General features: G+C 72.1%; 10 protein-coding genes. 1 reads left to right on the top strand and 9 read right to left on the bottom strand.

Annotation, left to right across the window (positions count from 1 at the left end):
• Positions 1-53: 53 nt before the first annotated feature.
• From ACNYS0_RS25210 to ACNYS0_RS25185, 6 genes are all read right to left on the bottom strand, one after another.
• Complete coding sequence (locus tag ACNYS0_RS25210; protein ID WP_422476741.1) at positions 54-2,396, bottom strand: xanthine dehydrogenase family protein molybdopterin-binding subunit; 2,343 nt, start codon at positions 2,394-2,396, stop codon at positions 54-56.
• Entirely contained in the window at positions 2,393-3,727 is a 1,335-nt protein-coding gene (locus ACNYS0_RS25205; protein ID WP_422476740.1) for a 2Fe-2S iron-sulfur cluster-binding protein, read from the bottom strand. The genes ACNYS0_RS25210 and ACNYS0_RS25205 overlap by 4 nt, the downstream gene beginning before the upstream one ends.
• Entirely contained in the window at positions 3,724-4,623 is a 900-nt protein-coding gene (locus ACNYS0_RS25200; RefSeq protein ID WP_422476739.1) for an FAD binding domain-containing protein, read from the bottom strand. Before ACNYS0_RS25200 ends, ACNYS0_RS25205 begins: the two co-directional genes overlap by 4 nt.
• Before the next feature lie 308 nt (positions 4,624-4,931).
• Entirely contained in the window at positions 4,932-6,545 is a 1,614-nt protein-coding gene (locus ACNYS0_RS25195) for a beta-N-acetylhexosaminidase (protein ID WP_422476738.1), read from the bottom strand.
• Positions 6,546-6,717: 172 nt separating this feature from the next.
• Entirely contained in the window at positions 6,718-7,017 is a 300-nt protein-coding gene (locus ACNYS0_RS25190; RefSeq protein ID WP_385760375.1) for a DUF3039 domain-containing protein, read from the bottom strand.
• 42 nt (positions 7,018-7,059) lie between these two features.
• Entirely contained in the window at positions 7,060-7,629 is a 570-nt protein-coding gene (locus ACNYS0_RS25185; RefSeq protein WP_422430901.1) for a YqgE/AlgH family protein, read from the bottom strand.
• Positions 7,630-7,878: 249 nt separating this feature from the next.
• Between ACNYS0_RS25185 and murA the strand changes: the two genes are divergently transcribed.
• On the top strand, positions 7,879-9,219 hold the full coding sequence (gene murA / locus ACNYS0_RS25180; RefSeq protein ID WP_266710853.1) for a UDP-N-acetylglucosamine 1-carboxyvinyltransferase: 1,341 nt from the start codon (positions 7,879-7,881) through the stop codon (positions 9,217-9,219).
• Positions 9,220-9,438: 219 nt separating this feature from the next.
• Here the strand turns inward: murA and ACNYS0_RS25175 are convergent, their stop codons facing one another.
• From ACNYS0_RS25175 to ACNYS0_RS25165, 3 genes are all read right to left on the bottom strand, one after another.
• The gene (locus tag ACNYS0_RS25175; RefSeq protein WP_016645140.1) at positions 9,439-9,720 is read right to left on the bottom strand and encodes an HU family DNA-binding protein; all 282 of its coding nucleotides are present in this window, start codon (positions 9,718-9,720) and stop codon (positions 9,439-9,441) included.
• Between the two features lie 297 nt (positions 9,721-10,017).
• Complete coding sequence (locus ACNYS0_RS25170; protein ID WP_422476737.1) at positions 10,018-11,451, bottom strand: NAD-dependent malic enzyme; 1,434 nt, start codon at positions 11,449-11,451, stop codon at positions 10,018-10,020.
• A 337-nt stretch (positions 11,452-11,788) separates the two neighbouring features.
• Positions 11,789-14,152, bottom strand: coding sequence for a HelD family protein (locus ACNYS0_RS25165; RefSeq protein WP_422476736.1), 2,364 nt, complete (start codon positions 14,150-14,152; stop codon positions 11,789-11,791).
• Positions 14,153-14,266: the final 114 nt, after the last annotated feature.

The raw sequence follows: 14,266 nt of genomic DNA, 5'->3' as shown, positions 1-14,266 counted from the left end.
AGGGGCGCCCCGCGAGAAGCGGGGCGCCCCTTCGTCGTGCTCGGGATACGGCCTCAGCCGGTCGCGTCCGCCACGACCGCTCCGGGAGCCGGCGCGTCCGTGACCACCGCCGCCTGCGGCCTGATCGGCAGCCGGTTGACCGGGCGGCCCGTCGCCGCGCGGACCGCCGAGGCGACCGCGGCCGGGGCCGCGACCACCGGGGCCGCGCTCGCCGACTTCGCGCCGAAGGGGGCGACCACGTCGCGCTCCTCGACCAGGTTGACGATGCGGATGTCAGGGGCGTCGAGCGAGGTGGGCAGGGCGTAGCCGGTGAAGTCGGGGCGGCGGACGATGCCCTTCGGGGTGCGGAGGTTCTCCGTGAGGGCCGCGCCGACGCCCTGGGTGACGCCCGCCTCGATACGGGCCGCGAGCTGGGCGGGGTTGAGGATGCGGCCGACGTCCTGGGCGACCGCGAGTTCGACCACGCGCACCGAGCCGAGCTCCACGTCCACGTCCACCACCGCGCGGATCGCGCAGAAGGCCATGCCGACGAACGCGTCGCCCTGGCCCGAGGCGTCGAGCGGCTCGGTGGGGTGCGGGCGGCACTGCGCCGTGGCCCACAGCTCCTTGCCGTCCATGGCCTCTTCGACGGTCGTCGACAGCACGCCGTCGTACGACGTGATCTTGCCGTCCGCGATCTGGAGCAGCTCCGTGGACATGCCGAACTTGTGGGCGAGCGGCTGGAGGAGCTGGGTGCGGACCATCTTGGCCGCCCGCTCGACCGCGCCGCCGGACACCCACGTGTGGCGGCCGCGGCAGCCGGGGCCCGCCGGCGGCTGGTCGGTGTCGACCGGCGCGACGTGGACCTCCTCGATGCCGAGCGTCTCCTGGACGATCTGGCGGGCGAGCGTGGCGAAGCCCTGGCCCGTCTCCACGGCGGCGCAGATGACCGTCGCGACGCCGCCCTGGACCTTCACCGTGGCCGTGGAGACCTCGTCCGCGCCCTCCGCGCCCAGCATGTGCACCATGCCGACGCCGTAGCCGACGCCGCGGCGGATCGCGCCCGGTTCACCGACTCCCTCGGGCCCGCCGGGGAGCAGCCAGTCCTCCTCCGGGGTGTCCTTGGGCAGCGGCGGCAGCGGGAAGTCCCGCACCGACGTGAGCAGTTCGGCCACGGGCGCCGGGCACGTCACCGTCTGCCCCGTCGGGAGGATGTCGCCGGTCGCCAGGACATTGCGCAGGCGCAGTTCGGCCGGGTCGACGCCCAGCTTCTTCGCGAGCTTGTCCATCTGCGCCTCGTACGCGGCGCAGACCTGGAGCGCGCCCTCTCCCCGTACGTGTCCTGAGGGCGGGTTGTTCGTCCGGACCGCCCAGCCCTCGATGGAGGCGTGCGGCACGACGTAGGGGCCGCAGGCGAAGGAGACCGCGGCCGCCAGCGCGTCGGACGACGTGTCCGCGTACGCGCCCGCGTCCAGCAGGATCTGGGCCTCCACCTTGACCAGCCGGCCGTCCGCGTCCGCGTGGTGGCGGTAGCGCAGGAGAGTCGGGTGGCGGTGCGGGTGGCCGAGAAAGGACTCCTCGCGGGACGCGGCGAGCTTGACCGGGCAGCCGGTGTGCAGGGCGAGCAGACCGAGCGGGAGGTGGAAGCTCGGGTCCTCCCGGTCCGCCGTCGCGCCGGGCACGCCGGTGACGACGACCTTCACGCGCTCGCGCTCCAGGCCGTAGCGGGCCGCCGCGAGGTCGCGGTCGCCGTGCGGGTCGGTGGAGGCGATGTACAGCTCGACGCCGCCGTCGGGGCGCGGCACCGCGAGGCCCGCCTCCGCTCCGATCGGCGCCGGATCCTGACGGCCGATGCGGTAGAGGCCCTCGACGACGACCTCGCCCGTCGCCCCGGCGTCGCCGTGCTGGAGCGGGATGTGGCGGATCAGGTTGCCGTCGGGGTGCAGGGGCTCCGCCGCGAAGGACTGCTCGGGGTCCGTGACCGGGTCAAGTACCTCGTACTCGACGATGATCGCGGCCGCGGCCATGCGCGCCGTGTCCGGGTGGTCGGCCGCGACGGCGGCGAGCGCCTCCCCGTGGTGACGCACCACCTCGGAGGCGAACATCGGGCGGTCGGAGGCACGATGTCCGGTCAACGGGCCACCGGGGACGTCCTCGTGCGTGACGACCGCCTGGACGCCGGGCATCTCGCGCGCGTGGCTGGTGTCGATGCTCACCACGCGCGCGTGCGCGTGCGGGGAGCGCAGGACCGACGCCCAGAGCAGTCCCTCGGCCCACAGATCGGCGGCGTACGGGAACGTGCCCTCCGCCTTGGCGTGCGCCTCCTGCGAGGGGAGCGACATGCCGAGGCCGTGCGGGAAGCTCTCCGGCTCAGGGGTGGCGGGGGCCGCGGAGGTCGTGGCCGTCTCGTTCGTCATGCCTGGCCTCCGTCCGGGAAGTCCTGGAAGTCCTGCGGGTTCTGCGGGTTCGGGAAGTCCTGCGGCTCCGCGCCGCCCTGGATGTCCTCGGTCGCCAACGGGCCCGCCTGGCGCGGGATCATCGGCTCCTCCGCGGCGCCCTCGGCCGACGAGTCCTCGCTCGCGGCGTCCGCCGCGGCCCGCCGCTCCTCGGCCACCTGGCGCACGGCGTCCACGACACCCCGGTAGCCGGAACAGCGGCACAGGTTGCCGCACAGCGCCTGGCGGGTCTCCAGGGCGGTCGGGTTCGGGTTGCCCTCCAGGAGGTCGTGCGCCGTCATCGCCATGCCGGGGACACAGAAGCCGCACTGCACCGAACCGCACGCGGCCAGCGCCCGCTGCACGTCGGAGGGCCGGCCGTCGGTGGCGAGCCCCTCGACCGTACGGACCTCACTGCCCGCGGTGGTCGCCGCCGGCACCAGGCAGGAGGCCACGAGCCGGCCGTCCACCTGCACGTTGCACGCGCCGCACTCGCCCTGCGAACAGCCGTCCTTGGCACCCGCGAGACCGAGGCGCTCGCGCAGCACGTACAGCAGCGACTCCCCGATCCAGGCGTCCGTGACGGGCCGATCCGCACCATTGACCCGCAGAACGTAACTGGCCAGCGGGTGGTCGTCGTGCAGCGGCGGCCGGGCGGGAGCCTCGTCCTCGACTTCGGCTTCGGCTTCGGCCTGGACCTCAGCCGCGGGTGCCGCTACCTCGACGGGCTCGGGCGATTCAAGCCCCGCCGGCGATTGAGGCGCGGGGTCCGGGGCAGCGCCCCGCGACGCAGGCTCGGTCGGCCGCTCCGGAGCGCTGACCGAAGCCCCGTCCTCCACACCCGGTACGGCCGGGGCCTCCGGCTGCGCAGCCCAAGGCGCAGGCGCCCCACCGGGCAACGTCGCAGGCGGCTCTTGACCCCACGCCTGCCCCACCGCGGCAGCGGATGTCGTGAACTCACCGGACTCGTCCGGCAGTTCCCCCTCGGCCAACGGAATCGACCACTGCCCCGTCTGCCCCTGGTGGGGCGCGGGCTCCACGGGGGCAGGCGGCTCGGCACCGGCGGCCGCACCAGGACCGACCAGGTTCTCCGGCAGCACCCACACCCCGGTCGCCGCGGGATCCGTCGCGGCCGCACCCGTGGCCGGGCTCACCGTTATCGGCGGCGGCACGTAACCGTGGCCCGGCGCCTCCAGCGGCGCCGCGTCCGGGAAGCCCTCGGGGGGCAGCTGCACGAAGGCCGTCGCGTCGGAGTCGTACTCGCCCTGGGGCAGCGGCTCCCAGCCGTCGGGTCCGGGGTACTCGTTCGTCACGACAGCGCCCTCCCAAGTGCACGTCGGGCCAGCACGGCGACGGTGCGCCGCAGATGCAGTACGGCGGGCGGCAACTGCTGCTGCGTGCCGTCCGGCGCCGGTTCCGGGTCGGGGACGCAGGCCGCGGCGACGTATTCGCCGAAGGCGTGCACGGCCTCCGGCACGAGGGCGCCGCGCTCGCCGTCCCAGTCGATGAGCGAGGCCACCCACTGCTCGGCCTCCAGGGGCCGCAGCGGCATCGGCGCGATGGCCCCGACGGCGCAGCGCACCCCGCGCCGCGCCGGGTCGAGGACGAGCGCGACGGACGCCATCGCGCGCCCCGGGCCCGTACGCCCCGTCGCCTTGAGGAAGACCTGCCGCGCGTGCAGCAGCGGAACCCGTACGAAACCGATCAACTCGCCCGGAGCGAGCATCTCCATGCCGGCCAGCAGGTGCGAGACCGGCACTTCGCGTCTCGCGCCGTCCTGCCCCGCGATGATCAACGTGGCTTCGAGCGCGGCCAGTACGGGCAGCGTGTCGTTGGCGGGGGCACCGGAGGCGATGTTGCCGCCGAGCGTCGCCGCGTTGCGGATCTGGGGCGGGCCCGCGGCCCGCGCGGCGGCGGCGAGGCCGGGGATGAGCGCGGCGAAGTCGGGGCGGCCGATGCGCGCGTGCGTGAGGCCCGCGCCGAGCAGCGCGTTGCCGTCCTGGTACTGCCAGCCGCGGATCTCGCTGATCCGGCCGAGCCCGACGAGGGCGGCCGGGCGCAGTCCACCCGCGTTGACCTGGGCCATCAGGTCCGTGCCCCCGGCCACCGGTACGGCGGCGGGCATGGCGGCGAGCGCCGCGACTGCCTCGTCCAGCGAACCCGGAAGTACCGCGGCCTGTGTCGTCGCCTGCGGTGCGTGCGTGGTCAAACCGGCTGCCCCTTCCCGATGTCCGGCCGCGTGCCTGGCAACGGCGCCGGTCCCCGCGTGGTCCGCGCGTGACCGCCGTTCCCGCCGTTACGCCTGTTCCGCCGTACGGTACGTGCTGACAGGCCGGACGTGGCAACTCTGGCACATCTTCCGTCCGGCCCGAATAGGGGGTCCGGTAGGAGGCATTCGCCCCTTCCACCTCATGGATGACCGATATCGCACCAGATCACCTGTGGGCGCGAATTGGCACCCCGCGCTGCATATGAGGTGAGGTGCTCGCCGGGACGCGACCCTCGGCGCGGACAAGCTCACACGTTCGGGGGTTCCCCTTCGAAGGGACGTCCGAGCACACCCGGGCGCCGCTGCCAGGGCAACGGGCCGCCGGGCGGCCGGTAGGCCACCCCCAGGGCGTCAAGTCGCGCGTAGTGCGCGGTCATTCGGCGTTCGAAGTCCGCGAAGTCGCGCGCGCCGGGTTCGGGCAGCTCGCTCCACGCGACCTCGCTGAAGGCACAGAGCCGCGGGAACAGCTGGTAGTCGAGGCGCTGTTCGGTCTCCGTCACCTCGGTCCACATGTTGGCCTGCGTGCCGAGGACGTGCCGCGCCTCCTCCTCGCTCAGCTCCGGGGGCACCGGTTCGAAGCGGTAGACGTCCTCCAGGGTGCGGACGTAGCCGATGGGGACCGGCTCCTCGTCGCCGGGGGCCTGGCGGTAGTTCAAGTAGACCTGCTGCTCGGGGCACATGACGACGTCGTGGCCCGCCTTCGCCGCGGTGATGCCGCCCTCGTAGCCGCGCCAGGAGGAGACCGTGGCGCCGGGCGCGAGGCCGCCCTCGAGGATCTCGTCCCAGCCGACGAGGCGCCGGCCGCGGGCGCCGAGCCAGGTGTCGAAGTGCCGGATGAACCAGGACTGGAGCTCGTCCTCGTCGGCCAGCCCGAGTTCCTTGATGCGGGCCTGCGCCGTGGGCGACTGCCTCCACTGGTCCTTGGGGCACTCGTCGCCCCCTACGTGGATGAAGGTGGACGGGAACAGGTCGAGGAGTTCCTCGAAGACGCCCTCGTAGAAGCGCAGGGTGGTGTCAGTGGGGGCGAGTACGTTCGGATTGACGCCCCAGGTGTCCCAGACGGGGAGGGAAGCCGTGTCGACGACATCGCCGTTGCCGAGTTCCGGATACGCGTGGATGGCGGCCTGCGAGTGGCCCGGGATGTCGATCTCGGGGACGACCGCGATGTGCAGCGCGTCGGCGTGGGCGACGATTTCGCGGATGTCGTCCTGGGTGTAGAAGCCGCCGTGCGGCCTGTCGTCCCACAACTGCGAGTCGCGGTGGCCGAATTTCGTCCGTGACCGCCAGGAGGCGGCCTCCGTCAGCCTCGGGTGCCGCTTGATCTCGACGCGCCAGCCCTGGTCGTCGGTGAGGTGGAAGTGCAGGACGTTGAGCTTGTGGGCGGCCATCAGGTCGAGTTGGCGCAGCACCCCGGCCTTCGGCGTGAAGTGCCGGGCGACGTCGAGCATCATGCCGCGCCAGCGGAAGCGGGGCGCGTCCTCGACAGTGAGGTGCGGGACGCTCCAGGCGCGCCCGGGGAGCGGGGCCCTGCGGTACGCGTCGGGGCCCAGGAGTTGACGCAGTGTCTGGGCGCCCCAGAAGACGCCTGCCGCGGAGCCGCCCTCGATCGTGACGCCCGCGTCCGTCGCGCGCAGCCGGTAGCCCTCCGGTTCGAGGGCGGGGTCGACGCGCAGGACGACGACGTCGCCGTCGGCCGCGTCCTTGGGCGGCAGGGCGAGACCGGTCGCGGCGCCGAGCGTCGCGCGCAGCCAGCGCGCGGTCCCCTGGGTCCCCTCCCCCGCCGCGATGCCGGTGCGGTCGCCGAACACGCAGCGGCCGTCGCCCGCGCGCGCCGGCCGACGGGGTGCGGGGATGAGATCCATGACGGGAGGCTAAGAGGACTGGACCAATTCCCGCAATGGCGCGACGCCCCGGACACGCGCGAAACACCGGACACGCGAAACCCCGGACACGCGAAACCCCGGGCATGCGTCACCGCACGCCCGGGGCCACCGGGAAGTTCCACCGGGAAACCGGGAGGAGAGCAGGGGCCGGTTACTTGCCCTTGCCGCCGCCGTCCTTGCCGCCCTTGTCCTTGTCGCCGCCGGCGCCCATGGACTCGTAGATCTCCTTGCACATGGGACAGACGGGGTACTTCTTCGGGTCACGGCCCGGCACCCACACCTTGCCGCAGAGCGCGACGACGGGCGTCCCGTCGAGGGCGCTCGCCATGATCTTGTCCTTCTGGACATAGTGGGCGTAGCGCTCGTGATCGCCGTCGCCACTCGACGTCTGTGGCGTCGGCTCTACGAGGGTCCCCGTACCTGTCCCGCGCTCGGGCTCAAGAGTGCTCATAACCGCCAAGGGTACTTAAGCCCGCCCGGTCCCGGAACGAGGTCAGTTGAGCGAGGGATCGTCCGGATACGTGGCCACCATCGCCAGTTCGCCGCGCTGGCGCCGCAGGACCGCGCGCCACAGCCCCTCGGGGCGGGTGGCGGAGACGTCGCCCGGCTCCGACTCGACGACGTACCAGGCGCCCTCGGTCAGTTCGTCCTCCAGCTGTCCCGGGCCCCAGCCCGAGTAGCCGGCGAAGATCCGCAGGGAGCCGAGCGCCGCCGCGAGCAGCTCCGGCGGCGCCTCCAGGTCGACGAGCCCGATCGCCCCGTGCACCCGGCGCCAGCCGAGGGGCGTCTCCCGCTCGTCGTCCCCGGGGATCACCGCGACGCCGAGCGCCGAGTCGAGCGAGACCGGGCCGCCCTGGAACACGACGCCCGGCTCGCCGGCCAGATCGGCCCAGCCCTCCAGGATGTCCCCGACGTCCACCGGCGTCGGCCGGTTCAGCACGACGCCGAGCGAGCCCTCCTCGTCGTGGTCGAGGAGCAGCACGACCGCCCGGTCGAAATTCGGGTCCGCGAGGGCGGGTGTGGCCACGAGCAGCCGCCCTGTGAGCGAGGACACCTCGGTCATGCATGACATGATCCCGCATCCGGCGGCCGTCGGGGGCGCCAAGCGCAACAACCGCGTGAACGCAGCTCAGGGCGCGGGGAAGCGGAAGATGCGCACTTCACAAAACCGTCACGCTTTGTGCTCCACCCTGCGCGCTTCGTGTTGTAGCGAACTCATGACGCTCTTAGGCACCCACGGGCATACGAATAAGGGGCGTACCCCCCTTACCCTTGAGCCTGGCCCTGCCCTTCTCTTCGGAACGCGAGATTCATGACCGTCACCGACGATGTCCTCCTTGTCCACGGCGGAACCCCGCTCGAGGGCGAGATCCGTGTCCGCGGCGCGAAGAACCTCGTGCCCAAGGCCATGGTCGCCGCGATTCTCGGCAGTGCGCCGAGTCGGCTGCGCAATGTCCCGGACATCCGCGACGTGCGCGTCGTACGCGGCCTGCTTCAGCTGCACGGCGTGACGGTCGGCCCCGGTGAGGAGCCGGGCGAGCTGGTCATGGACCCCTCGCACGTGGAGTCGGCGAACGTGGCCGACATCGACGCGCACGCGGGCTCCTCCCGCATCCCGATCCTGCTGTGCGGCCCGCTGCTGCACCGCATCGGCCACGCCTTCATTCCGGGGCTCGGCGGCTGCGACATCGGCGGCCGTCCCGTCGACTTCCACTTCGAGGTGCTGCGCCAGTTCGGCGCGACCATCGAGAAGCGCGCGGACGGCCAGTACCTGGAGGCCCCGCAGCGCCTGCGCGGCACGAAGATCCGCCTCCCCTACCCCTCCGTGGGCGCCACCGAGCAGGTTCTGCTCACGGCCGTCCTCGCCGAGGGCGTCACGGAGCTCTCGAACGCGGCGGTCGAGCCGGAGATCGAGGACCTGATCTGCGTCCTTCAGAAAATGGGCGCGATCATCGCGATGGACACCGACCGCACCATCCGCGTCACCGGCGTGGACAAGCTCGGCGGCTACACGCACCGCGCCCTCTCGGACCGCCTGGAGGCGGCCTCCTGGGCGTCGGCGGCGCTCGCCACGCACGGCGACATCTACGTCCGCGGCGCGCAGCAGCGCTCGATGATGACGTTCCTCAACACGTACCGGAAGGTCGGCGGCGCCTTCGAGATCGACGACGACGGCATCCGCTTCTGGCACCCCGGCGGCCAGCTGAAGTCGATCGCGCTGGAGACGGACGTCCACCCCGGTTTCCAGACGGACTGGCAGCAGCCGCTCGTCGTGGCGCTCACGCAGGCCACGGGCCTCTCGATCGTCCACGAGACGGTCTACGAGTCGCGTCTCGGCTTCACGTCCGCGCTGAACCAGATGGGCGCGCACATCCAGCTCTACCGCGAGTGCCTCGGCGGTTCCGACTGCCGCTTCGGGCAGCGCAACTTCCTGCACTCGGCGGTCGTCTCGGGCCCGACCAAGCTGGAGGGCGCCGACCTGGTCATCCCCGACCTGCGCGGCGGCTTCTCGTACCTGATCGCGGCGCTGGCGGCCCAGGGGACGTCCCGCGTCCACGGCATCGACCTGATCAACCGCGGCTACGAGAACTTCATGGAGAAGCTCGTCGAGCTGGGCGCGAAGGTCGAACTCCCCGGCAAGGCGCTCGGCTAGCCGTTCGCCCCACGTAGACGAAGAACAGGGCCGCCCCCGGTCGACCGGGGGCGGCCCTGTTCTTTGCCTCTAGGGGCGCGGGGAACTGCGCAAACGCAACCACACGCGAACCGCACCCGCCGGCGCACGAAGAGCCGCCACGCACCCGCGCGGCAACGCAAAGGGGCGGTCACCCGGAAGGTGTTCCGGGTGACCGCCCCAAGGCGTTGCGCCTAGGACTTACTTACCCTTGGCGGCTTCCTTGAGCTTCGAGCCCGCGGAGACCTTCACGCTGTAGCCGGCCGGGATGTTGATCGGCTCCCCGGTCTGCGGGTTACGAGCGGTGCGAGCGGCACGGTGGGTGCGCTCGAAGGTCAGGAAGCCGGGGATGGTGACCTTCTCGTCGCCCTTGGCAACGATCTCGCCGACGGTCTCGGCGAACGCGGCCAGCACGGCGTCGGCGTCCTTGCGGGTCACCTCGGCGCGGTCGGCCAGCGCGGCCACCAGCTCACTGCGGTTCATGTTTGTACTCCCGTGTTCTTCTTGCCGTTGAGGCGTGCCACGCGGCCAGGCCGCGTGTTGGGCAACAGCAAAGTTGATGCTGCCAGGGTCTCGGTCAGGCCCAGGACCCGGGTCCGTCGTCCAGACCCTTGCGCCTGAAGAGGCATCCTGCCCCTACCCACGGCGGTAAAGCCAATCCGGCACCCCTTGGGGTCACACGGACAGCGCCACCACGCCGGTCGCAGGGGCGGGCCGGGGGCCTGTTTCCCGGCCAGCCTATGGGGCCCGGGGGCCCCGTAAACCGCGACGCGCCGGTAATCAGGCGGTCGTGGCCCCCGTCACAGCCACTCCGGCGGCCTTGGCGGCGTCCCGGACGGCTCCGGCGACCGCTCCGGCCACCTTGTCGTTGAAGACGCTCGGAATGATGTAGTTCGGGTTGAGCTCGTCCTCGGTGACCACGTCGGCCAGGGCCTTCGCGGCCGCCAGCATCATCTCCGTGTTGACCGCGCGCGACTGGGCGTCGAGCAGGCCGCGGAAGACGCCGGGGAAGACCAGCACGTTGTTGATCTGGTTCGGGAAGTCGGAGCGGCCCGTGGCCACCACGGCGGCCGTCTGACGGGCGATCGCCGGGTCGACCTCGGGGTCCGGGTTCGCGAGCGCGAACACGATGGCACCCTCGGCCATGGCGGCCACGTCGTCGCCGTTCAGCACGTTCGGGGCCGAGACGCCGATGAACACGTCCGCGCCGACGACCGCTTCCTTCAGCGTGCCGGTGAGGCCCTCGGGGTTGGTGTTGTCGGCGATCCAGCGCAGCGGCGAGTCGCTGTCGGCGTCCTTCAGGTCCTCGCGGCCCGCGTGCACGACACCGTGGATGTCGGCCACGACGGCGTTCTTGACGCCCGCCGCGAGCAGCAGCTTCAGGATGGCCGTACCGGCGGCGCCGGCGCCCGACATGACGACGCGGGTGTCACCCATGTCCTTGCCCGCGACGCGCAGCGCGTTGGTGAGCGCGGCGAGCACGACGATGGCGGTGCCGTGCTGGTCGTCGTGGAAGACGGGGATGTCGAGGGCCTCGCGCAGGCGGGCCTCGATCTCGAAGCAGCGGGGCGCCGAGATGTCCTCGAGGTTGATGCCCGCGAAGCCCGGGGCGATGGCCTTGACGATCTCGACGATGGCGTCGGTGTCCTGGGTGTCCAGGCAGATCGGCCAGGCGTCGATGTCCGCGAAGCGCTTGAAGAGGGCCGCCTTGCCCTCCATGACCGGCAGCGCGGCCTTCGGGCCGATGTTGCCGAGGCCGAGCACCGCGGAGCCGTCGGTGACGACCGCGACGGAGTTGCGCTTGATGGTCAGACGCCGGGCGTCCTCGGGGTTCTCCGCGATCGCCATGCAGACGCGGGCCACACCCGGCGTGTAGACCATGGAGAGGTCGTCACGGTTGCGGATGGGGTGCTTGGACTGCATCTCGATCTTGCCGCCGAGGTGCATGAGGAACGTACGGTCGGAGACCTTCCCGAGCGTGACGCCCTCGATACCGCGGAGCTTGTCGACGATCTCGTCCGCGTGGGACGTCGACGAGGCCGCGATGGTGACGTCGATCCGGAGCTTCTCGTGACCGGAAGCGGTGACGTCGAGGCCGGTCACCGAGCCGCCGGAGGACTCCACGGCCGTGGTCAGCTGCGAGACGGCGTTACCGCCCGCGGGGACCTCCAACCGGACCGTCATCGAGTAGGAGACGCTGGGCGCCGTTGCCATGGCCGACTTCCTCTGCTTTCACCGTGTAGCTGTTGCCGTCCGATGGTCCCACCTACCGGTGAGTACGTGGTAGTCGCATCGGGTTTTGAAGCTAACGTTCATTCGTCCTTTGGAAAGTACTTTCCACCATACGAGAAGTGCCGGGAAACCGGAAGAGGAAACAGAACGAGGCCCACGCCACCGGAGTGACGTGGGCCTCGTCCCACGTAGACGACACCGACCCGCCATGCTCGCCTCGCGGCAAGTGGTCCCTCTAAGGGACGATGGTTGGGCCCGGGGGCTTGGATCGAGCCGGTGCCGTCATCAACGGTAACACCGGAGACAGCAGGGGCAAGGGTCAGTCGCGGAGCAGGTCCGGCACCCCGTTCGCATCCGGTTCGTCGCGTTCGCCGGAGACCACCGTGAGCTGCTGCGTCGCCCGCGTCAGAGCCACGTACAGGACCCGCAGGCCCGCCGGGGACTCGTCGGCGATCTCCGCCGGGGAGACCACGATCGTGGCGTCGTACTCCAGGCCCTTCGCCTCCAGGGAGCCGAGCGCGACGACGCGCTCGCCGAGCCCGGAGAGCCAGCGGGCGGCCTCCTCGCGGCGGTTCATCGCCACGACGACGCCCACTGTGCCGTCGACCTGCTCAAGGAGCCGTGCGGCCTCGGCCCTGACGGTGTCCCCGGTCTTGTCCCGTACGACCTCGAAGCGCGGCCGGACGCCCGTCGAGCGGACCGCCGAAGGGGACTCCGAGCCGGGCATCGCGAGCGCCAGGACCTTCGCGGCCAGCTCGGCGATCTCGGACGGGTTGCGGTAGTTCACGGTCAGCGTGAAGCGGCGGCGGGGCCGGGTGCCGAGGGCCTCGTCGCGGGCCTCGGCCGCCTCGTCGGGGGTCGACCAGGACGACTGGGCCGGGTCGCCGACCACCGTCCACGTCGCGTGCCGGCCGCGGCGGCCGACCATCCGCCACTGCATCGGCGTGAGGTCCTGCGCCTCGTCGACGATGACGTGCGCGTACTCGGTGCGCTCCTGGGCGAGGCGCTCGGCGCGCTCGCGCTGGGACTCCTCGCGCTGCGGCATCAGCTCTTCCAGGCCGGAGAGCTGGTCCAGCGGGTCGTACTCGCGCTTCTTCTTCGGGCGGGCCGGGGTGCCGAGGACGGCGGTCAGCTCGTCGAGCAGGGCCACGTCGTGGACCGAGAGGGCGTCGCGGCGCAACGATTTGGCGAGCCTGCGGATCTCGCCCGGGTTGAGGATGCGGCGGGCCCAGCGGCCGAGGCGCCGCTCGTCGGACATGGCGGTCAGGACGGCGCGGGGCGTCAGTTCCGGCCACCACGCGTCGAGGAAGCGCAGGAACTCGTCCTCGCTCGTGATGTCCTCGTCGAAGGAGGAGCGCAGTTCGGCCGCGAGCTCGGGGTCGGAGTGCCTGCTCCCGGCGCCGGACTGGTCCCAGAGCGCGTCGAGGAGGAGCTTGCGGGCGCGCGGGCGCAGGTGGTTGACGGGGGCGGTGCCGCCGAGGGCGGACTGCCGGATCCGGTTCAGCCGGTCCGCGTCCAGTTCGAGGCGGCGGCCGAAGGCGACGACGCGCAGCCGGGTCGGGGTCTCCGTCGGACCGGCCTCGGATTCGTCCTCGTCGCCGAACGCGAGCTGTTCCTGGACGGCGGGCCGCTGCGGGCGCCCCGACTCCAGCGCGCCGCGCGCCGCCTTCCGCAGCACCTTGAGCATCCGCGACGAGCCCTTGATCCGGGCGACGGCCGGGGAGTCGTAGACCGTGGCCTCCGCCCCGTCGACCAGCGAGCCGACCGCGCGGATCGCGACCTGGCCCTCCTCGCCGAGCGAGGGCAGCACGCCCTCGGTGTAGGCGACGAGGAGCGGGGTCGGCGAGACGATCAGGATGCCGCCCGCGTAGCGCCGCCTGTCCTGGTACAGGAGGTATGCGGCGCGGTGCAGCGCCACCGCCGTCTTGCCGGTGCCGGGGCCGCCCTCCACGTACGTCACGGAGGCCGCGGGGGCCCGGATGACCTGATCCTGTTCGGCCTGGATGGAGGCGACGATGTCGCGCATCGAGTGGCTGCGGGCCTGGCCGAGCGCGGCCATCAGCGCGCCGTCGCCGATGGCGGGCAGCCGCTCGCCGTCCAGGTACGCGGTCAGCTCGGGGCGCATCAGGTCGTCCTCGACGCCGAGCACCTTGCGGCCCTTGGAGCGGATGACGCGGCGGCGCACCACGCGGCCCGGGTCGACCGGTGTGGACCGGTAGAACGGGGCGGCGGCCGGGGCGCGCCAGTCGATGACGAGCGGCGAGTAGTCCGCGTCGAGCACCCCGATGCGGCCGATGTGCAGCGTCTCGGCGATGTCGGCCGTGTTGTCCTCGCGGACGGCGCCCTCGGCCGGCTCGACCGCCGTGTACGCGCCGTCCGGGCCCTTCTTGCCGTCCTTGCCCTCGAGCAGGTCGACGCGGCCGAAGAGGAAGTCCTCGAACTCGTTGTTGAGGCGGTTGAGGTGGATGCCCGCGCGGAAGACCTGCGCGTCGCGCTCGGCGAGCGCGCCGGGCGTGCCGACCTGGCCGCGCTTGGTGGCGTCCTCCATCAGGAACTCGGCCTCGTGGATCTTCTCCTCGAGGCGTCGGTAGACGGCGTCGAGATGATCCTGCTCGACGCCGAGCTCACGGTCGCGCACCGAGTCCGCGTTCGCGTCCTTCGCTGCGTCCGTATCCGATTTCACCGCTGAATCGTGCGGAGCCTGAGCGGCCACCGGGCCCCCTTCTGACGTGCTGGGCAGCCGTCAAAGGTACGCGAAAGGGGCCCCGTAGGGCTACGTGCGGCGCCGCGCGTTCAG

The organism is Streptomyces anthophorae, from assembly GCF_049310305.1.
GTDB lineage: Bacteria > Actinomycetota > Actinomycetes > Streptomycetales > Streptomycetaceae > Streptomyces.
The sequence above is the reverse complement of the archived record's forward strand: the minus strand, read 5'-3'. Positions and strand labels throughout refer to the sequence as shown.